This is a genomic window from Bathymodiolus thermophilus thioautotrophic gill symbiont (assembly GCF_003711265.1).
Classification (GTDB): Bacteria; Pseudomonadota; Gammaproteobacteria; order PS1; family Pseudothioglobaceae; genus Thiodubiliella.
In genome coordinates, this window is record NZ_CP024634.1 from 1173436 (window position 1) to 1194686 (window position 21251).

At 39.2% G+C, this 21251-nt stretch carries 17 protein-coding genes and 1 pseudogene; 14 read left to right on the top strand and 4 right to left on the bottom strand.

Annotated features, from left to right (window positions below; genetic code table 11):
* Positions 1-128: 128 nt before the first annotated feature.
* The 9 genes from MS2017_RS04405 to MS2017_RS04445 all read left to right on the top strand — a co-directional run bounded on the left by MS2017_RS04405 (position 129) and on the right by MS2017_RS04445 (position 12919).
* Positions 129-1661 carry a 2-isopropylmalate synthase gene (locus MS2017_RS04405; protein WP_122951393.1) on the top strand — a complete coding sequence of 511 codons (1533 nt, stop codon included), beginning with the start codon at positions 129-131 and terminating at the stop codon, positions 1659-1661.
* Positions 1658-2080, top strand: a complete 423-nt coding sequence (locus MS2017_RS04410) for a uracil-DNA glycosylase family protein (RefSeq protein WP_122951394.1) — start codon at positions 1658-1660, stop codon at positions 2078-2080. The genes MS2017_RS04405 and MS2017_RS04410 overlap by 4 nt, the downstream gene beginning before the upstream one ends.
* Positions 2068-2769, top strand: a complete 702-nt coding sequence (locus tag MS2017_RS04415; RefSeq protein WP_122952223.1) for an epoxyqueuosine reductase QueH — start codon at positions 2068-2070, stop codon at positions 2767-2769. Before MS2017_RS04410 ends, MS2017_RS04415 begins: the two co-directional genes overlap by 13 nt.
* A 23-nt stretch (positions 2770-2792) precedes the next feature.
* Positions 2793-3737, top strand: a complete 945-nt coding sequence (gene cdd / locus MS2017_RS04420; protein WP_122951395.1) for a cytidine deaminase — start codon at positions 2793-2795, stop codon at positions 3735-3737.
* Positions 3738-3859: 122 nt separating this feature from the next.
* Positions 3860-6082 carry an Lcl domain-containing protein gene (locus tag MS2017_RS04425; RefSeq protein ID WP_122951396.1) on the top strand — a complete coding sequence of 741 codons (2223 nt, stop codon included), beginning with the start codon at positions 3860-3862 and terminating at the stop codon, positions 6080-6082.
* Between the two features lie 17 nt (positions 6083-6099).
* Positions 6100-6306, top strand: coding sequence for a four helix bundle protein (locus tag MS2017_RS04430; RefSeq protein ID WP_122951397.1), 207 nt, complete (start codon positions 6100-6102; stop codon positions 6304-6306).
* Position 6307: 1 nt separating this feature from the next.
* On the top strand, positions 6308-6973 hold the full coding sequence (locus MS2017_RS04435; RefSeq protein ID WP_122951398.1) for an Lcl C-terminal domain-containing protein: 666 nt from the start codon (positions 6308-6310) through the stop codon (positions 6971-6973).
* A 380-nt stretch (positions 6974-7353) separates the two neighbouring features.
* Positions 7354-12441 (top strand): Lcl domain-containing protein, encoded by a 5088-nt coding sequence (locus MS2017_RS04440; protein WP_164707605.1) that lies wholly within the window; start codon positions 7354-7356, stop codon positions 12439-12441.
* 133 nt (positions 12442-12574) lie between these two features.
* The gene (locus tag MS2017_RS04445; RefSeq protein ID WP_122951400.1) at positions 12575-12919 is read left to right on the top strand and encodes a hypothetical protein; all 345 of its coding nucleotides are present in this window, start codon (positions 12575-12577) and stop codon (positions 12917-12919) included.
* On the opposite strand, the pseudogene MS2017_RS04450 reads toward MS2017_RS04445, so the two are convergent.
* Positions 12875-12992: pseudogene (locus tag MS2017_RS04450) on the bottom strand (ornithine carbamoyltransferase); the annotation flags it as partial. The gene MS2017_RS04445 and the pseudogene MS2017_RS04450 overlap by 45 nt on opposite strands.
* Positions 12993-13277: 285 nt before the next feature.
* On the opposite strand from MS2017_RS04450, the gene MS2017_RS04455 reads away from it, so the two are divergent.
* Genes MS2017_RS04455 through MS2017_RS04470 form a run of 4 tightly spaced genes read left to right on the top strand, consistent with a single transcriptional unit; the run spans position 13278 to position 17938 of the window.
* The gene (locus MS2017_RS04455; protein ID WP_122951401.1) at positions 13278-16682 is read left to right on the top strand and encodes a fibronectin type III domain-containing protein; all 3405 of its coding nucleotides are present in this window, start codon (positions 13278-13280) and stop codon (positions 16680-16682) included.
* Positions 16683-16700: 18 nt separating this feature from the next.
* Complete coding sequence (locus tag MS2017_RS04460) at positions 16701-17075, top strand: four helix bundle protein (protein ID WP_139458856.1); 375 nt, start codon at positions 16701-16703, stop codon at positions 17073-17075.
* Positions 17065-17391 (top strand): hypothetical protein, encoded by a 327-nt coding sequence (locus MS2017_RS04465; protein WP_122951402.1) that lies wholly within the window; start codon positions 17065-17067, stop codon positions 17389-17391. The genes MS2017_RS04460 and MS2017_RS04465 overlap by 11 nt, the downstream gene beginning before the upstream one ends.
* A 10-nt stretch (positions 17392-17401) precedes the next feature.
* Positions 17402-17938 carry an Lcl C-terminal domain-containing protein gene (locus MS2017_RS04470; RefSeq protein WP_071564262.1) on the top strand — a complete coding sequence of 179 codons (537 nt, stop codon included), beginning with the start codon at positions 17402-17404 and terminating at the stop codon, positions 17936-17938.
* A gap of 499 nt (positions 17939-18437) precedes the next feature.
* On the opposite strand, the gene argF is transcribed toward MS2017_RS04470, so the two are convergent.
* The 3 genes from argF to MS2017_RS04485 all read right to left on the bottom strand — a co-directional run bounded on the left by argF (position 18438) and on the right by MS2017_RS04485 (position 20775).
* On the bottom strand, positions 18438-19337 hold the full coding sequence (gene argF / locus MS2017_RS04475; protein WP_071564260.1) for an ornithine carbamoyltransferase: 900 nt from the start codon (positions 19335-19337) through the stop codon (positions 18438-18440).
* 15 nt (positions 19338-19352) lie between these two features.
* Complete coding sequence (locus tag MS2017_RS04480) at positions 19353-20504, bottom strand: aspartate aminotransferase family protein (protein WP_122951403.1); 1152 nt, start codon at positions 20502-20504, stop codon at positions 19353-19355.
* 67 nt (positions 20505-20571) lie between these two features.
* Complete coding sequence (locus MS2017_RS04485) at positions 20572-20775, bottom strand: hypothetical protein (protein ID WP_071564256.1); 204 nt, start codon at positions 20773-20775, stop codon at positions 20572-20574.
* Positions 20776-20942: 167 nt separating this feature from the next.
* Here MS2017_RS04485 and hpf point away from each other — a divergent pair, with 167 nt between their 5' ends.
* The gene (hpf, locus tag MS2017_RS04490; RefSeq protein ID WP_071564254.1) at positions 20943-21236 is read left to right on the top strand and encodes a ribosome hibernation-promoting factor, HPF/YfiA family; all 294 of its coding nucleotides are present in this window, start codon (positions 20943-20945) and stop codon (positions 21234-21236) included.
* Positions 21237-21251: the final 15 nt, after the last annotated feature.

Here is a 21251-nt window from a genome sequence, read left to right on the forward strand (position 1 = left end):
CAAATAATACTTTCCTAGTTTTGTTACGATTATTACCGTAAGGTAATCTATCATCTTGCTCGGCTGAAAGGCCAGCACCCATACACAGTAACAAAACAAAAAAACACAACAAAATACAGGAGAGAGAAATGTCCAACAAACTAATTATTTTTGACACAACCCTAAGAGATGGTGAGCAATCACCCGGTGCATCAATGACCAAAGACGAAAAAGTACGCATTGCCAAAGTGCTAGAAAAAATGCGTGTTGATGTTATTGAGGCAGGCTTTGCCATTGCCTCACAAGGAGACTTTGAAGCCGTTCAAGCAGTTGCCAATACCATCAAAGACGCCACTATTTGTTCACTCGCAAGAGCGCTGGACAAAGATATTGACCGTGCTGGCGAAGCGCTCAAAGGTGCCAATTCATCCCGCATTCATACCTTTATTGCCACCAGCGATATTCACATGCAAATGAAGTTGAAGATGACACCTGATCAGGTGATGGAACAAGCGGTTCGTGCAGTTCAACGCGCTAGAAATTGGACGGATGATGTTGAGTTTTCACCCGAAGATGCAGGGCGTAGTGATGAAGATTTTCTTTGTCGCATTATTGAGGCAGCAATTGATGCAGGTGCGACCACTATTAATATCCCTGATACTGTGGGCTACAATATGCCACACCAATTTGGCGCAACCATTAAATCGTTGATTGAACGCATTCCAAATTCTGACAAAGCAATTTTTTCAGCCCATTGTCATAATGATTTGGGTCTGGCAGTGGCCAATTCTCTATCAGCAGTGCTAAATGGCGCTCGTCAAGTTGAATGCACCATTAACGGCTTGGGTGAGCGTGCAGGCAATAGTTCGCTTGAAGAAGTGGTTATGGCAGTGCGCACTCGTCAAGATGTTTTTGATTGTGATACCAATATTGATACCACGCAAATTCTCTCAGCTTCTCGTCTAGTTTCTAGTGTAACGGGTTTTATCGTGCAACCCAATAAAGCCATTGTTGGTGCTAATGCCTTTGCCCATGAAGCAGGTATTCATCAAGATGGTGTGCTAAAACACCGTGAGACTTACGAAATCATGCGGGCAGAAGACATTGGCTGGAATGCCAACAAACTGGTTATGGGCAAACACTCAGGTCGCAATGCTTTTAAAGTTAAAATGCAAGAACTTGGTGTTGAGTTTGAAAATGACGATATGCTGAATGCTACTTTTAAGAGTTTTAAAGAATTGGCAGATAAGAAGCATGAAATTTTTGACGAAGACCTGCAAGCATTGGTTTCGGAATCTCAAAGTGAAGAATATGAAAGCATTCAATTGGTGTCACTTAAAGTTTCCAGCGAAACAGACAAACAAAAATCAGCACACATCACACTGATTATTAACGGACAAGAAGTATCAGCCACCGCCAACACATCGGGCGCAGTAGATGCCACCTTTAGTGCCATTAATTCACTGGTAGGTGTGGCGGTGAATTTGCAACTGTATTCGGTATCGAATGTAACGCATGGCACCGATGCACTGGGTGAAGTTAATGTGCGTCTTGAGAGTGATGGGCGTATTGTCAATGGACAAGGGGCAGATACCGATATTATTATTGCCAGTGCCAAGGCCTATGTTCATGGTTTGAATAAAATTCTAGTAGCAGTCGATAAGGCGCATCCACAGGTATGAATCAATTAGAACGCATTAATTATTTAGAGGCATTTGATGTGCCAGCGTTTTTATACGCTGAGCGTGCTGATGCAATAACAGCCAGTGTGCAAAAAATTCGTGTGCAATGTTTGGTGATTGAAGTGCCAAATGCACAGTCTTTTTGTCAAGCCGGCAAGACTCAAGATTTTTTATTAAAAATGTTGGGTGCTATTGGGTTGCAAAAATCGGATATTAAATGCATTAGCGTTGAGAATAATAACTTAACCCATACGCTGGGACAGTATGACGCTAAAGTGGTGTTATCGATGAGCAAGGGTTTGGCGTTAAATGCAAATAATCATTTTACTACTCACCACCCAAGTGATATTTTAACTAATGACACACTCAAACGAGAAGCATGGGAAGTGTTAAAAAAAGTGCAAGTATGTCTCAAATAGATTACAGTTTATCAGGCTATGAACGCCCCAAATTGCAAACACCGAATGGTGAAACCAAGTTACTTATGCATTCTTGTTGCGCACCTTGTGCGGGTGAAATTATGGAGGCTTTGGCAGCGTCAGAAATTGACACCACTGTCTTTTTTTACAACCCAAATATTCATCCACAAGAAGAATATGAATTGCGTAAAGAAGAAAATATTCGCTTTGCCGAAAAACTTGGTATGCCATTTATTGATGCTGATTACAACAAAGACGATTGGTTTACAAGAATCAAAGGGCAGGAAGATGAGCCAGAGCGTGGCGCACGCTGTACCACTTGCTTTGATATGCGCTTTGAAGTTACGGCAGCGTATGCCAAAGCACATGGTTTTGATTTAATTTCTTCCACCTTAGGTATTTCTCGCTGGAAAGATATGAGCCAAATTAATGGTTGTGGTATGCGTGCTGCTGATGTATTTGACGGCATTACTTATTGGGATTTTAATTGGCGTAAGCAAGGTGGATCTGCTAGAATGCTGGAACTTTCAAAACAAGAAGAATTTTACCAACAAGAATATTGTGGTTGCGTTTATTCATTACGCGATACCAATAAATGGCGTGTCTCTCGGGGGCGAGAAAAAGTTGAAAGAGGGGTTAAGTTTTATGCCGAAGCAATGCAAAGTTTAAGCAACACCTCCAATAAATAATTATATTAAATAGAGGTTTTTCCATGGCAACAAAAAATATTTCATTAGAATCAGCATTATCTGGATTTCCCGATGCCATTCAAACAGAACTGCGTGATGCTTTATTAAAAGGGGGTGTTATTCCCTCGGAGTTAGCATTCAGTTGGCTCAATACATTAAACATTGATATTGGCGCCCTTATGATTAAATTGTTGCCTGTTGCAAAAGCATACGCTCGTGCACCCATTTCAAAATTCTATGTTGGAGCGGTGGCTCTAGGTATGCCTCCTTCTGGCTCAATTATTGGCCCAGGTAATCTTTATTTGGGATCAAATATGGAGTTTCCGAATGAATCACTGAGTCTGTGTGTTCATGGGGAACAATCAGCCGTCAATCATGCGTTGATTCAAGGTGAAACCGGTTTACAATCACTCGCTATTAATGCCGCCCCTTGTGGTTATTGTCGACAATTTCTATATGAAATAACAACTGCAAAAACGCTCAATATCTTACTCAAAAAAGACCAAGATCAAGAAAGTTGTTCATACACAGAAAAACCTTTAAGTTATTACCTCCCAGATGCTTTTGAGTTTCAGAACTCCGATCAAAAAGAAAAAGGATTAATGGAAACAGAGTCCCATCATTTATCTATAACAAGCAAAGAAGCACTTGCTCAGGCAGCATTAAGCGGTGCAAATGCGAGTTATGCCCCTTATACAAAAGATTATTGTGGTGTTGCTCTAATGGGGGAAAACAATCAAATTTATACTGGGCGTTATGCAGAGAATGTGGCGTATAATCCAAGTATGTCCCCAATGGAATCTGCATTGGCATATATGAATATGAATTTACCCGCTCAAGCAAATTTAAAAATTACCGCCGCTTCCCTTGTTGAGGTATCAAATTCTATTAGCCAAAAAGATGTTACTGAAGCAGTTTTGTCTTCGGTAGCACCCTCAGTCAATCTTGATTATATTTTGGCCAAATAGTCAATGTTTGAAAATGGTATTATTTATGGGTCTGGGCAGTATAAGAATAAGTTAACAAAAAGTATTTATACAAAGGCCTCTAGTATAAAGTTTAACTTACTCGTCTTTTTTATTCGGAGTATATGATGTTCGATGTTTTGAAATATTTGTTAGTGGTAGTCGTTTTGCTGTTGCAATCTTGTGGCAACGAGTCATCGCCAAAGACACTAGATGCACCAAAAAACCTTGTAGCCATCAAAGGCGATGCTATGGTTACCTTGACTTGGTATAAAGTTAACGAGGCAACAAAATACCGAGTGTATTACGCCAAGCAAAGTTTTAGTAGCATTGGTAACGACTTGTCTAATTATGCCACTTTAGATGGTGGCTCCTTATTGCAAAATATCACAGACAACAATAAAATCATTATCGGCTTAACCAATGGCATAACATATTATTTTGTTGTTACAGCAATAAAAGACGACATTGAAGGCCCTCCAAGTGCCATGGCGGGTGCCACCCCTGTGAGCAAGCCAGTACTTGAGAACTTGCCAGCCAAACATTTAACGCTTGGTAATGACATCGAAGCCTTTATATTTCGCAACACAGAGAGCGCTGCTAGCAGTTGTAGCAGTGTGCCCCAACTTCCAAGTGGTTTAACGATGGCACTTGTTGGTGGCAGTTGTCAAATCTCTGGCATACCAAACGCCCTTCAAGATGCCACGATTTATACTGTTAAAGCCCTAAATTTGGTAGGTAATAGCACAGCTACGGTAAGCATTGACATTGCCTTGGGTAAGCCAAGAGATTTTACGGCAACCAAAGGTGATACTTCTGTTACTTTGGCTTGGCGTGCAGTTAGTGGCGCAACAGGATATAAAATATATTATGCCCAAAATGCAATTAGCGCATCCAACCTAGGTAGTGCCTCGTTAGCGCAAGTATCTAATGTTGGTGGAATTATTGACAACTTAATCAATGACACAACATATTATTTTGCTGTTACAGCAGTAAAAGGGGGTACCGAAAGTTCTCTAAGTGCCGTGATAAGTGCCATCCCTATTTTAAGCAAACCATCAATTGCCAATTTATCAACCAAACAGTTAATTTTTAATGTCAATATTGAAGTCTTTGCGTTCACAAACACAGGTGGACTGGTTCGTAACTGCAGTAGCGAACCCAGCCTTCCAAGTGGCTTAATAATGACACTTGTTGATGGCAGTTGTCAAATCTCTGGCACACCAACCACCCTTCAAAATACCACGACTTACACTATTACAGCCACCAATGTAGTAGGCAATGACACTGCCACGATAAGCATTAGCGTTAATTTAGATACGCCAAAAAATCTCACAGCAACCAAAGGCAATGCCTCTGTTGGTTTAACTTGGGACGCAGTTAGTAGTGCAACAGAGTATCAGGTGTATTATGCTAAGCAAAGTTTTAACGGTATCAGCGATCTCTCTAACTATGCCTCTTTAGATGGTGGCTTGTTATTGGAAAATATCACCAGTAACAGTAAAACTATTACTGGTTTAGCCTATAACACAGAATATTATTTTGTTGTTACTGCTGTTAAAAACACCTTTGAAAGTGGCGGATCTAACGAAATAATAGCCACCCCTAAAGGGATGTTGCTTAACGACACAGGCATGACTTGGGGTGGGGATTATCCATTAGGTAATAATACCAACTGCACAGGTGCGGTCATATTAGAACAAGATTGTTCGCATGGACGAGATGCCAAGGCAATCGCTGGAACTTTGAGAAAATTTGGTGGTGGCAAAGCAGGATTTGATTTCACTAAACTTGGTAGCACAGGCAATGTGTTAAGCATTCAAAATGCAACATGGATAATAGGTGGCACTGGCACAGAAAGTGCTGGCACTAAATGGTCTTGTGTAGAAGACAACCACACGGGATTGATTTGGGAAGTAAAAACAGACAGTGGCAGTAAAGACAGTAATACTCTCGATCAAGTCCATACCAATATTCATCACAAAGATAATCGTTATCGCTGGGGCGGAAAAACTGCACTTGGCAGGGATTCTGATAATAAGGAAGGTGCTTATGATAATAATTGGACGGGATTGGTTGATGGTACAAATGCTGAAAATCTCTGTGGCGACAACAATTGGCGTGTGCCAACCTTAGAAGAGTTACACTCAATTGCTGATTTATCAGTTGTGTCGCCAATTATTGATAATCATTATTTTCCAAATACTGTTAGCCTTAGCTTTTGGTCGTCTCTGCCCAGTCTTTACAATTCAGGCCTTGCATGGCTACTGGATTTCTCCAGTGGCAATAGCGGTAATTATAGTCGCCGCAATAAATTTTATGTTCGTTTGGTGCGTTCCAAACGGTAATTTTTTATTTTAAAATTATGAATTATCAAAACACATTCTTTATTTATCACAATGCAATGTGTTTAGTCATTGAAACAGAAGGAGTTGTTAAAGGTTTTCCTTGTTATTACAAATATATTTTAGGCAGTGAAATGCGTATCATTGCCTACGATTTATTAAAGGTTATCGGTGAAATCAACTTAAACAAACTTCGTTTATTGTTCCACCTACAACTAAGGATATAATATGAAAAAAACAATTTTATTTTTAACAATTAACTTTATATTTTTAGCTACCCACTATTTATTGGCTCAAGTTTGCAAAGATTATGTTCCCAACGAGTGGAGAGATAACAGATACACCGATTATGGTAATGGCACGGTTATAGACAATAAAACCACTCTAATGTGGAAAAAATGTATCCAAGGCTTAAGTGGCAATAATTGTGAAGGCACAAGCATTAAGTACAATTGGGAAGAGGCGTTACAATTGGCAAACAATCACAGTTTTGCATCTCATGACGATTGGCGCTTACCAAATATAAAAGAACTGGGTTCTTTGGCTTCACATCACTGCTATGAACCTAGTATTAACGAAAGTATTTTTCCCAATACACCTAGTGACTACTTTTGGTCATCTTCACCTGACAGTTTGAGTTTGAATTCGCGGTTTAGCAATTCGAGTTTGAATTCGCAGGTTAACAATTCGAGTGTGAATTTGCAGCTTAACAATTCGAGTGTGAATTCGCAGGTTAACAATTCGAGTTTGAATTCGCAGCCTAACAATTCGAGTTTGAATTCGCAACCTAACAATTCGAGCTATTCGTGGTTACTGAGATTTTACAGTGGATCTATTAGTAGCTACGATCGCTCCAAAGACTATTATGTCCGTTTAGTGCGCTCTGGACAGTGATTTTTTTATTTTTTTCTCTTATTTTTTATTAAGATTTAGTATGTGCCAATGCTGTCCTCGTGACAAGATAAGACCTCTGCATTAGAATGGATGTTGAATAAATTTTTCCCTTTGGTTAATCTTTAATCTAATACAGAGGTCTTTAGTATAACGCAACTCAGTCGCTTTTTTTATTTGACAATAAAGTGAGACCTTTGCATAAATATAAATAATCATCAAGAATCCTCGTTTCACCCACTTGGTAATTTTTTAAACCCAGCCTTAGCCCTGCTAGGACAAGGTTTAAGAAAATCACCAAGTGGATAAAAATTGAATTTTGCTAATCATTCATATTTATGCAAAGGTCTCAAAGTGATATATTCTTTTATTATCTGGAGTGCATGGTGTTTAACTTGTTAAAGTATTTGTTGGTTATGTTGGTCTTGGTATTGCAATCTTGTGGCGGTGGTAGTGAGTCATCGCCAAAGACCTCTTCTGGTTTCTTGTCCGCTGCGCCAATTAATGATGCAAATTGTGCTATTTATAAAATCACTTCAGAAGGTGTAAAAGGTGATAAATTAACCTCTACGATTAGCAACAAGGGTACCGTTGTGTTTAGTAATGTTGGCTATTCTGGTAAGGCTTTAATTGAATGTTCTGCTGGTGGAAAATATATTGATGAAACAACAGGCAATGAAAAACTATCGCCAATATTACGAGTAACACTTAATTTTATCGAAGGTGAAAAATTTGCCATCACGCCACTAACCGAAATTGCCACACAGATTGACAGCAATCTTAATAATGTTATTAATATTCATAATGACACAGTCGCCAATGCTTTTGGCTTGTCAGGAAAAAACATCACCTCCATCCTCCCTGCAGATGTTGATAAAATGGATTTAATTAATGATGATGCTGGAAATTATGCAATGATTTTAGCAATGCTTTCAAAACTTGAAAGCCAAAACACAAGTGAGGGTAGCAACCTTAGCGAAATTATAAATTCACTCAAAGCCGATTTAATTGATGGCACACTAGATCAAACAACTGCAGGAAAATTATCAACCGCATTTAGTGCCTTAGATTCCAAATTTAAAAATACTAATTTTACCAATATTAAAGGCAGTGTTATTAGTAATGCAATCAACACCTCTTTTGTTGGTGCAAAGTTGGTTTCTGCTTCCTCGGGCTCAGTAGATAAAATATCGCTAGATTGGATGGAAGCCTCAGGTGATGACATTGAATACGAAGTACATATTTCAACCACAAAAGATTTTGAGCCTTCTGCAAGCACCCTGAAACTTACTACCAAAGAATTATCAGCATCTATTGACGCAACCCTAACGGCTGATACCTTATATTACGCAACTATAGTGGCTAAAAATACCGAATCCAGCCGACCTTCAAACCAACTATCTGTTAAAACTTCCAGAGTGGCTGCCACGCAAAAGACAGGCTTGAAAATCAGCACTGAAAAATTAGTTGCCTCTGATGATGGCATTATTACCACTCAAGCAACCGTGGTAAAAGATGAAATTATCTTTTCCACTATTGATAATAGCGCTCAACTAAAACAAGTTGTTAGCGTTACCACAAATGCAACAGGCGAAACAGTTGCCGAAACCAAAAGCATAAACTTACGAGATGTTTATCAAAATTTGTCTTTTTCCAGTTCTATTAAATTAGAAGAAGTAGCCGATACTGCCAATACAACAGTTGTGCAGTCTCAAAGTATTGGCGCTTACCAAAATCAAAGTTTTTTATCTCAAGCGTTTGGACAAACTCAAAACGCAAATATCAAAACCACTAAGCAATATAAACGCCAATGGAAATCAGGCTTAGTTATGGGTTCAACTCATTATGCTAAAGCCAATCAACTTAGTGTAAATAGTGCAGCATTGCATGCTGTTAGCACATACAGTGCATTTTCCAATAGTGCTAGTAGTGAAGTTGCTTCTGACAGTCAAGGTGATTTTAAAGGCTCAATCCCAAAGGTGCTAATTACCAAGGTGGGGGAAAGCCTTAATCAGTTAATTACATTAACAAGTTTGCAGGAAAAACAAGATTTTAACTTTCCCAATATAGACAAAACTGATGCAGATTTTGAAAGCAAACTAGAAGCACAAAAAACAGTGTGTAGAGATGCGAATGGCGCATTTGAAAAAAATAATATAAATTTTTGGGTTGATAATTATTGTAGTGATGCATCTGTGAAAATATGTCGTTTGACAACTTCCATAGAAACAACAAAACCAGAAAATGTCAACAGTAGTAATCTTCCTATTATTGAAGTGAATAACAACCAGCCTTATTTAAAATGGAGTCCAAGAATAGAAAATGTTGATCAAGAAGCGGGCGAGCCCTATTTGTTAGATATTGATATTGACACCATTCAAGGCGTTGCCTGTGGCACAGACTATGAAAAAACGAATGGCGAAGACACCATCGATTTAAACAATGTTAAACTATATGCTAACAACCCCCTACCAACTGAAAATGGGGGCGTCAAACTTGCAGATGCAGAAAAAACAATATTGTTTGAAAATAGTAATTTTTCCATTAACAACAAATTTAAAGCAAATTTCTCCCCAGAAATTAAAGTTAATTTTGATATTCAATTAGGAAGTATCAAAAAAGCCGAAGCAGGCGTTAAAGCCGTATTAGAATTTGGCAATTTATTTACCATTAAAGCCCAAGGCAGTGGCTCACATATATTCACACCAAAACCCATTAAGACCCACAGATTTTTAAAAATAGTCCAAGCTGGCGTTGTTCCAGTCGTTTTGATTGGTGATTTACGCTTTATGGCAATCGCTGAAATAGAAGCAAGTGGTAAATTAGATGCTGTGGTAGAGAGTGAAGCCAAACTAACGATGAGCATTAATATGGTTTACAACACCAGTACCAAAAAATGGGAAATCAGCAAAGACAAAGAATTCGCCTATAAGTTTAAAGCAGGCGGCAAAGCCAATGCGGAAGCAACCGTTATTGTGCGTATTATTCCAACTCTAGAAGTGAGCCTGTATGAAGCCGCTGCTTTTCACGCCTCATTGGAGCCGTATTTATATTCCACAGTTGGGGTTAACGGTGAAATTAACCTAACATTAAGCAACGAACAAAGCGTGTTGACAGACTCTGCCGTACAATTTACCAAATTAGAGGCGGGGATTGGCATGGATATACGAGTTTATGCAGGCCCCGCTTGGAACGCCACTGATCAATTTTTACTAAACAATCTTATTTACCCTGAAGGAGCCGTATATGCACCTACTAAATTAGGGTCCAAGAGGCTCAGAAGTGTTAATTTTATGAACAGCAGTTCTGAATACCACCGAAGGCTAACCAGAGCCTATTACCAAACTATTCGTGATGACTATAAAACCTTTGAAGTTCTTGCCAAAAATAAAATTTTAGGCATCCCAAGGTTAAGTTATACCATTAATACCAGTGACAAGCCACCAAGCGACATTAACTCCAGAGCCATCAAACTTATACCAAGTTGCACAGCCGTGGACAATATATTTTATACTTCACTGGGTTTGGGCAAAAAGAACTACATAAAATGCGCCAATTGGAGCATAGAAAAAATCAGCAATAATTTTGACATCACACTTGACAGAGGCGGTGAATTCTACTGGCTTACCCCTAATGATATTAGTAGCAATATTTTGCGCTTAGTCAATAACTCTTCCCTCGGCTGGGCAAGGCAATATATTCGCATCGAAAACACATATCTGGCTGTTGATGCCAATTCAATACCTGATTATTTTAAAAATCGTTATGGTTTAACCGATACCAATCAAGACCAAGACAACGATGGCTTTAGTAATTTAGCAGAGTTTAAGGCAGGCACAGATCCAAGTAACCAACTTAGTCGTCCACTTACAGCCCTAAACCAACCCACTAACTTTAATGTTATTGCTGGTAATGAATTGGTAAATCTGCGTTGGGACAGAGTACCAGGTGCTGATGGTTATACTGTTTATCGTTCGACCAGTAACATTACCAATCTATCTGGCTTGAGTAAAATAAACACCAATACTCTGGCTCAAACCATTTCAAACTTAACCAACAACACAACCTATTATTTTGTCATTACCGCAGTAAAAGAGGGCGTTGAAAGCACGCCAAGTGTTGTGGTTAGTGCCACTCCTGTTGCCACATTGAGTAAACCACTAATCGCCAATTTACCAGCCAAACATTTAATTCTTAATAATAGCATTACAGCCTTTGCATTTAATAACATGGGTGGCATTGCTGATAGTTGCAGCGTTCTTAGCCTTCCAAGTGGTTTATCAGTAACACCTACCAGTGGCAGTTGCCAAATCTCTGGCACACCAACCACACTTCAAGATGCCACGACCTACACCATTAAAGTTGCTAATACAGCAGGCGATGACACAGCCACGATCAGTATCAGTGTTGGTTTGGATATGCCAAAAAATCTTACAGCAACCAAAGGCAATGCTACCGTTGCCTTAACTTGGGATGTAGTTAGTGGGGCAATAGGGTATCAAGTGTATTATGCCAAACAAAGTTTTAGCAGTATTGGTAGTAATTTATCCAACTACGCTTCTTTGAACGGTGGTTCATTATTGCAAAACATCACAGGCAATAGCAAAACGATTGCCAACTTAACCAATGACACAAAATATTATTTTGTCATTATAGCCGTTAAAGACACCTTTGAAAGTGGCGGATCTAACGAAGCAACAACCACTCCTCAAGCGCAAGTAGGCGCAACATTAACTGAAACGCTTAATGACACAGGCATAACTTGGGGTGGATATGACCTAACAGGTAACAATGTCACTTGCACAGGTATGGTTATATCAGCACAAGACTGTTCACACGGACGAGATGCTAGGGCAGCCGCTGGGACTTTAACAAAAGTGGGTGATGGTAGAGCGGGATTTGATTTCACCAAACTCGGTAGTACAGGTAATGTGCTAACCATTCAAAACGCAACCTGGACAACAGGCGGCACTGGCACAGAAAGTGCTGGCACTAAATGGTCTTGCGTGAAAGACAATCACACGGGATTGGTTTGGGAAGTAAAAACAGACGACGGCAGTAAAGACAATAATACTACCGACAATACCCATACCAATATTCACCATAAAGACAATCGTTATCGCTGGGGTGGAAAAACGGCACTTGGTAGAATCCATACTGAGAAGGAAGGCACTTATCATAATGATTGGACGGGTTTAGTTGATGGTACAAATACTGCAAATTTCTGTGGTGGCAATAATTGGCGTGTACCAACCCTAGGAGAATTACGATCGATTGCTGATTTATCAACTATATCGCCAGCTATTGATAGTCATTATTTTCCAAACACTACTGCCAACGACTTTTGGTCGTCCTCGCCCTATACTGGCAATTCTAGCGGTGCATGGCGGCTGGATTTCGACGACGGCTATGATTACACCTACAATCGCAACTACAACTATTATGTTCGTTTGGTGCGTTCCGAACAGTGACTTTTTTATTTAAAATTATGAATTATCAAGGAAAATTCCCTATTTATCGCAATGCAACACGCTTAGTCGTTGAAACAGAAAGCGCTGTTAAAGATTTTCCTCGTTATAAAAAATATATACGCTAGGCAGTGAAATGCGTACTTTTGTCTATGATTTATTAACAGTAATGCTCTATACCATTAACAATAAAAACGATAGAAAACAATTAATTAAAAAAGCACACCAATTTAGCAAAGTGCTAAAAATTCAAATTGCCAAACAGATTAGCGATCTTAGTTTTAAAGTTTTTGAAACACTTGCTAGCCTTGTTATTAATCTCTCCAAACAATGCAAAACAAGTTGCAACACCAGCATCAGTATCAAACAATCTAACGCGCATATTTACCCCAAGTTTATTTATTTTATTTTTGAAAAATGGTGTAAGCTTGAGATTTTAAGTGTTAATCAAATAAAGCAACAACACCCTCTGCGTATGTAAGCGATTTTCAGCCTCATCCCATACTTTGGCTACCGTTAATAACACTGGCAGATGCTTCTTCTCCACGATGGGCAGTGGTCAAGTAAACTTCTTTCTGTAAATTCGCATTTATTCTATCAAGCTCATTCTTATCAACCCATTTAAAAAGTGTTTGCATTTAATTTTTCAAAAAAAAGTTTATTTGATTGCATAGTACTTTATAATGTTATATTTTCGAAATAATATTGAAAGACCATTGTGTAAAAAAAGACCATTGTGTAAAGTATGAGCAATCACTAGGACAAGGTCTAAAAAAAATTCCAATTTTTCTATTTATAGCCTCATAAAGTGGTTATTTTTTTGTTGCCTGGAGTGCATAATGTTTAACTTTCTAAAGTATTTTTTAATTGTGTTGACCTTGGTGTTACAATCTTGTGGCAGTAGTGGTGGTGGTAATAGTGGTAGCGGACTAACCCAGCCTACCAATCTTAATGCTGTTGCTGGTGATAAATTGGTAAATCTTAGTTGGAATAAAGTCTCGGGTGTTGACAGTTATAATGTTTATCATTCAACCAGTAACATCACCAGTTTATCTGATTTGAGTAAAATAAACACCAATACCTTGGCTAAAACCATTTTAAACTTAACCAACAACACAAAATATTATTTTGTCGTTACCGCAGTAAAAGGAGATACTGAAAGCGCCCCAAGTGCTGTAGTTGATGCTACTCCTATTGTTGTATTGCACAAACCACTGATTACCAATTTACCAGCCAAACATTTAATCCTTAATAGTGCCATTACAGCCTTTGCATTTAATAACACGGGCGGCACTGCTACTAGTTGTAATGCCCTTAGTAGCCTTCCAAATGGTTTATCGGTAACGCTTGCTAACGGCAGTTGTCAAATCTCTGGCACACCAACCACCCTTCGAAATACCACGACTTACACGATTGCAGCCGTCAATGCAATAGGCGATGACACTGCCACGATAAGCATCAGCGTTGATTTAGACACGCCAAAAAATCTCATAGCAACCGAAGACAATGCCTCTGTTGGTTTAACTTGGGATGCAGTTAGTGGTGCAACAGGGTATCAGGTGTATTATGCAAAGCAAAGTTTTGATGGCATTAGTAATGATAATTTATCCAGCCACGCTTCTTCAAATGGTGGTGCGTTATTGCAAAATATCACAAACAATAACAAAACCGTTACCAACTTAATCAACAACACAAAGTATTATTTTGTCGTTACCGCAGTAAAAGGAGATACTGAAGGCGCCCCAAGTGCTGTAGTTGATGCTACTCCTATTGTCGTATTGCACAAACCACTGATCGCCAATTTACCAGCCAAACATTTAATCCTTAATAGTAGCATTACAGCCTTTGCATTTAATAACACGGGCGGCACTGCTACTAGTTGTAATGCCCTTAGTAGCCTTCCAAATGGTTTATCAGTAACGCTTGCTAACGGCAGTTGTCAAATCTCTGGCACACCAACCACCCTTCAAAATACCACGACTTACACGATTACAGCCGTCAATGCAATAGGCAATGACACTGCCACGATAAGCATCAGCGTTGATTTAGACACGCCAAAAAATCTCACAGCAACCGAAGGCAATGCCTCTGTTGATTTAACTTGGGATGCAGTTAGTGGTGCAACAGGGTATCAGGTGTATTATGCAAAGCAAAGTTTTGATGGCATTAGTAATGATAATTTATCCAGCCACGCTTCTTCAAATGGTGGTTCGTTATTGCAAAATATCACAGACAACAACAAAACCGTTACCAACTTAACCAACAACACAAAGTATTATTTTGTCGTTACCGCAGTAAAAGGAGATACTGAAGGCGCCCCAAGTGCTGTAGTTGATGCTACTCCTATTGTCGTATTGCACAAACCACTGATTGCCAATTTACCAGCCAAACATTTAATCCTTAATAGTAGCATTACAGCCTTTGCATTTAATAACACGGGCGGTACTGCTACTAGTTGCAATGTCTTTGGCAGCCTTCCAAATGGTTTATCAGTAACGCTTGCTAACGGCAGTTGTCAAATCTCTGGCACACCAACCACCCTTCAAAATACCACGACTTACACGATTAAAGCCATCAATGCGGCAGGCGATGACATTGCCACGGTAAGCATCAGCGTTGATTTAGACACGCCAAAAAATCTCACAGCAACCGAAGACAATGCCTCTGTTGGTTTAACTTGGGATGCAGTTAGTGGTGCAACAGGGTATCAGGTGTATTATGCAAAGCAAAGTTTTGATGGCATTAGTAATGATAATTTATCCAGCCACGCTTCTTCAAATGGTGGTTCGTTATTGCAAAATATCACAGACAACAACAAAACCGTTACCAACTTAACCAACAACACAAGGTATTATTTTGTCGTTACCGCAGTAAAAGGAGATACTGAAGGCGCCCCAAGTGCTGTAGTTGATGCTACTCCTATTGTCGTATTGCACAAACCACTGATCGCCAATTTACCAGCCAAACATTTAATCCTTAATAGTAGCATTACAGCCTTTGCATTTAATAACACGGGCGGTACTGCTACTAGTTGCAATGTCTTTGGCAGCCTTCCAAATGGTTTATCAGTAACGCTTGCTAACGGCAGTTGTCAAATCTCTGGCACACCAACCACCCTTCGAAATACCACGACTTACACGATTGCAGCCGTCAATGCAATAGGCGATGACACTGCCACGATAAGCATCAGCGTTGATTTAGACATGCCAAAAAATCTCATAGCAACCAAAGGTAATATCTCTGTTAATTTAACTTGGGACGCAGTTAGTGGTGCAATAGGGTATCAGGTGTATTATGCTAAGCAAAGTTTTAGCGGTATTAGTGATAATTTATCCAATTACGCCTCTTTAAATGGTGGTTCGTTATTGCAAAATATCACAGACAATAACAAAACCATTGCCAACTTAACCAATGGCACAAAATATTATTTTGTCGTTACAGCCACTAAAAACACTTTTGAAAGCAGTGGATCTGACGAAGTAACAGCCACCCCTCAAATACCAATTAAAATGCTAAATGACACAGGTATAACCTTGGGCGGGGATTATCCATCGAGTAATAATTCTACCTGCACAGGTGTAGAAATATCAGCACAAGATTGCTCACACGGACGAGATGCTAGAGCAGCCGCTGGGACTTTAACAAAAGTGGGTGGTGGCAAAGCAGGATTTGATTTCACCAAACTCGGTAGCACAGGCAATGTGTTAGCCATTCAAAATGTAACCTGGGCAGCAGGTGGTGCTGGCACAGAAAGTGCCGGCACTAAATGGTCTTGCGTGAAAGACAATTACACGGGATTGGTTTGGGAAGTAAAAACAGACGACGGCAGTAAAGATGATGATACTACCGACAATACCCATACCAATATTCATCATAAAGGCAATCATTATCGCTGGGGTGGAAAAACGGCATCTGGTAGAAACCATGCTGACAAGAGAGGCACTTATTACAACGATTGGACGGGCTTAGTCGATGGCACAAACACTGAAAATCTCTGTGGTGGCAATAATTGGCGTGTACCAACCCTAGAAGAATTACACTCAATTGCTGATTTATCAACTGTCAAGCCAGCTATTGACACTCATTATTTTCCAAATTTTCTAAGCACCGCTACTTACTACTTTTGGTCGACCTCTCCTATTGTTAACAATCCTGGCTATGCGTGGCGACTGGACCACGATGGCTCTGATGACGACGGCGGTCGAGACCGCAACAATTATGTTCGTTTGGTGCGCTCTGAATAGTAACTTTTTTATTTTAAAATGATGAATTATCAAAACAAATTCCCTATTTATCGTGATGCAACACGCTTAGTCGTTGAAATAGAAAGTGCTGTCAAAGATTTTCCTCGTTATCAAAAATATACGCTAGGCAGCGAAATGCACACCCTTGCCTACGATTTATTAACGGTAATGCCTTATATCATTAACAATAAAAATGACAGAAAGCAATTAATTAAAAAAGCACATCAATTTAGCGAAGTTCTAACAATTCAAATTGCCAAACAGATTGTCAATCTTAGTTTTAAAGTTTTTGAAACACTTGTCAGCCTTACCATTAATCTTTCCAAGCAATGTAAAGCCTGGCAAAATAAGTTGCAACACCAGCGCCAGCATGAGTCGAATTATGTTGAATAAAGATAATTTTCCTCAGTGTGCATTTATCACTGTGCCTCTTACTCGCCAATTGGCAACAACGGATCTTTTAAAGCAAGCAAATTACCTAAGAATGTTCAGGATGTTTGTGCGTGCGTTAAGTAGCAAGAAAACTACCAACAATTTTTGGTTGTCCTCGCCTAACGCTAACAATTCTAGCAATGCGTGGCGGCTGAGTTTCAGTTATGGCAATGATAGCGGCCACCAATTACCCCTTATATTTTTGTTAGCGAGCAAGGTTATCGGCACAATCGACTTAAAAATCACAAACTTCGTTTATTATTTCATCTATAACTAAAGGACACAATATGAAAAAAATAATTTTATTTTTAACAATCAACCTTATATTTTTAGCCAACAACTATTTATTAGCTCAAACTTGTGAAAACTATGTTCCTAACAAGTGGCCAAATAGCAGATACACCGATCATAGTAATGGTACAGTTACTGACAATCAAACCAAATTAATGTGGAAAAAATGCGCAGAAGGTTTAAGTGGTAATGATTGTAATGAAGGTACAGGTAGCACATACAATTGGACACAGGCGTTACAATCAGTAAACAATCACAGTTTTGCATCTCATGACGATTGGCGTTTACCAAATATAAAGGAACTAAGTTCTTTGGCTGCGCGTCACTGCTATGACCCTAGTATTAATTTGAGTTTTTTCCCAAATACACCTGCCAACTACTTTTGGTCGTCCTCGCCTAGCGTTAGCGCACCCTTTAATAATTTCTCTCTTCATGAATGGGCGTGGCGGCTGAATTTCGAATTTGGATCTGCTTACTACGATGAACGCAATATCAGCAACTATTATGTTCGTTTGGTGCGTTCCGTAGAGTAATTTTTTTATTTTTTATTTTATTTTTTCAGGCGCTTGTCTTTATTCCTTACGGCACTTAGTGGAAAATATAGGGGCGAGAGTAAAAAGAGTGCAGGTGAGACCTTTGCATAATATAGGAATAATCATCAAGAATCCTCGTTTTACTCACTGGGTAATTTTTTAAACCCAGCCTTAGTTCTGCTAGGACAAAGTTTAAGAAAATTACCCAGTGGGCAAAAATTGAATTTTGCTAATCATCTATATTTATGCAAAGGCCTCAGGTGAGTTTTTTATTGCTTTTTTTAGTTGATAGAAGCGATAGAGTTTGAGATTTTTTTTGGTTTAAACCTGAAACTTTAAGGGTACCTCCAAAAACTCCAGTGCGATTTAGGGGGATTAGAAAATAGTGCATTTTTTAGCCAAAAATGAGGAGAATAGCCCGCTATTTGATGAATTTTTGGATGAAAAAAGTGCTATTTTATACTTCTCATAAATTATATTGGGGTTTTTGGAAGTGCTCTTAGGTGTTGATTAAATAAAGCAACAATGCCTTCTGCGCATGTAAACGATTTTCAGCCTCATCCCACACCAAACTTTGGCTACCATCAATAACACTGGCAGATACTTCTTCTCCACGATGGGCAGGTAGGCAGTGCATAAAGGCAACATCAGATTTTGCATGGGCAAGGAGTTTGTCATTTACTTGGAAATCTTTAAAGGCAATTTCACGCATATTTTGCTCGGATTCTTGTCCCATACTTGCCCACACATCAGTTACTACCAGGTCAACTGCCTGGCAAGCATCTTGTGCATTGGTGAATAAGTGGATGTAATGGGCATACTTTTCAACAAAAACTGGGTCTGGTTGGTAGTTTTTTGGGGTGGCAATATTAAGCTTAAAGCCAAATGCTTTTGCAGCTTGCATATAAGTGTGGCACATATTGTTGCCATCGCCAATCCATGCTACGGTTTTGCCTTGAATGTCGCCTTTATGTTCTTTGTAGGTCATCATATCTGCTAATAATTGGCAAGGATGAGATTCATCGGATAGGGCGTTGATAATGGGTGCATTGGCGTTTTGTGAAAAAGTATCGATGCTTTCGTGTGAAGACACACGCATTACAATAGCATCAACCATTGAACCAATAACAATGGCACTGTCAACGATTGGTTCACCGCGTCCAAGTTGAATATCTCTGTCCGATAAAAACAATGCGTGCCCGCCTAACTGCGCCATGCCTGCTTCAAAAGAAACTCGGGTGCGGGTGGATGATTTGTCAAAAATCATTGCCAGTGTTTTATTTTCTAGTGTGTTGTTGATTGCCCCTGATTTGTGCTGTTTTTTTAAGGCAATTGCTTGGTCAATAATTTGAGTTAAATCATTGTTTGACAGGTCGTCTAGATTGATAAAATGTTTCATGTAACTCTCCTGCGCTTATAGAGCGCTTAGTAGTTCGTTAATAGTATTGATAATAATATCTGCTTCGGCTTGACTGATGATGAGTGGCGGTAGTAGGCGAATAGAGCGTCCGGTAATATTAATGAGTAGTTTTTTTTGTAATGCAGCGTTTAGTAATTCGGTGCAATCTTGGTTAAGTTGAATGGCAATCATTAGGCCTTTTGAGCGGATTTCAGTTACTTTGTCGGTTGCTATTGATTGCAAACCAGAGACCAAGTATTTATTCATTTGTATGACATGCTCAAGAATATTGTCTTGTTCAATGGTGTCAAGCACACTGAGTGCGGTTTTGCAAACCAGTGGATTGCCACCAAAAGTAGAGCCGTGCGTACCAGGTGTAAGCAAAGTTGCTGCCTTGCCTTTGGCCAAACATGCGCCGATTGGCACGCCGTTGCCCAGACCTTTTGCTAAGGTAAGGACATCGGGGGTAATGTGGTTATACTGATGGGCGAATAATTTTCCTGTGCGACCAATGCCTGTTTGCACTTCGTCTAAAATAAGTAGCCAATTATTGGCTTGACAAATGGATTGCACTTGGTTTAAATAATCATCTTTTGGCACATGTACGCCGCTTTCGCCTTGGATGGGTTCCAGCATCACAGCAACAATGTTGTGATTGTTAGTGTGTGCTTGAATGGCGCTTACATCATTAAAGTCAATGTAAATAAACTCACTCACTAAGGGGGAAAATCCAGCTTGCACCTTGGCATTACCTGTGGCAGAAAGTGTTGCCATGGTGCGCCCATGGAAACTTTGATTGGCGGTTAAAATGACTGGATTGGCAATCTGATTGGCATGCCCATGTAGGCGGGCAATTTTAATTGCCGCTTCGTTTGCTTCGGCACCCGAGTTGGCAAAAAAGACATTGTCCATATCGGCTAATTTACAAAGTCTCTCGGCGAGCGTTTCTTGATGGGCAATGTGATACCAATTACTTGTGTGCAATAATTCTGCTGCTTGCATTTGTATGGCAGCGGTAATGTTGGGGTGGCAATGACCTAAACCTACCACACCAACACCTGACAGTGCATCTAAGTATTTCTCACCTTGCGTGTCTGTTAAGTAGCAGCCTTTACCTTTAACAAAGGTAACTTTAAGTGGCGCATAATTTGACATTAAATAAGACATTATTAATTTGCTTTAAAAAAGTAAAAAGCCCCAAAAAGGGGCTTTTTGTTAGCAATCAGAGTGTGAATTATGATTGGTACTGTAAAGGTGGCGCCATTTGGTTATTGATTTCATCTAACTCTTTCTTGTAGCCTTCGTAAAAATGACCTGCTGGTGGATTTACCCATTCTTCATAAGAAAAACCATTGGCTTCGTTAAATTCTTTAAAAGTGTTTTGTAGTGCGATTCTTTTTGCGCTTAACTCATTACTTTCTTTGCTTACTGCGTCCATATTAATCTCCTTATAGTTCTAGTAAATATATGTAAAAAGAGTCATTATAATCTAAAATTAACCTTGGTGGAAATTTTTATTTATTAAAAAATGTAATAAATACTTTATAATTTACTTGGTTTTATGGCACAATTAAACCTAATTATTCAACCTAACGAGGAGCATTTATGCAACTAAGTATTTCAGGTCATCATCTTGACATTACCGAGGCAATTAGACAGCATTCAGAAGAAAAGCTGGCTAAAATTAAAAATCATTTTGATCATTTAATTAACATTAATATGATTTTAGAAGTTGAAAAAGATGTGAAAAAAGCTGAGGCAACTATTCATATTAGTGGCGCAGATTTATTCGCAAAAGCCGAAAGTGACGATATGTATGTTTCAATTGATAAAATGGTTAACAAACTGGACGCACAAGTTAGAAAACACAAAGAGAAACTTAATAATCATAGAAAATAAGGTTAAATAGGGCAA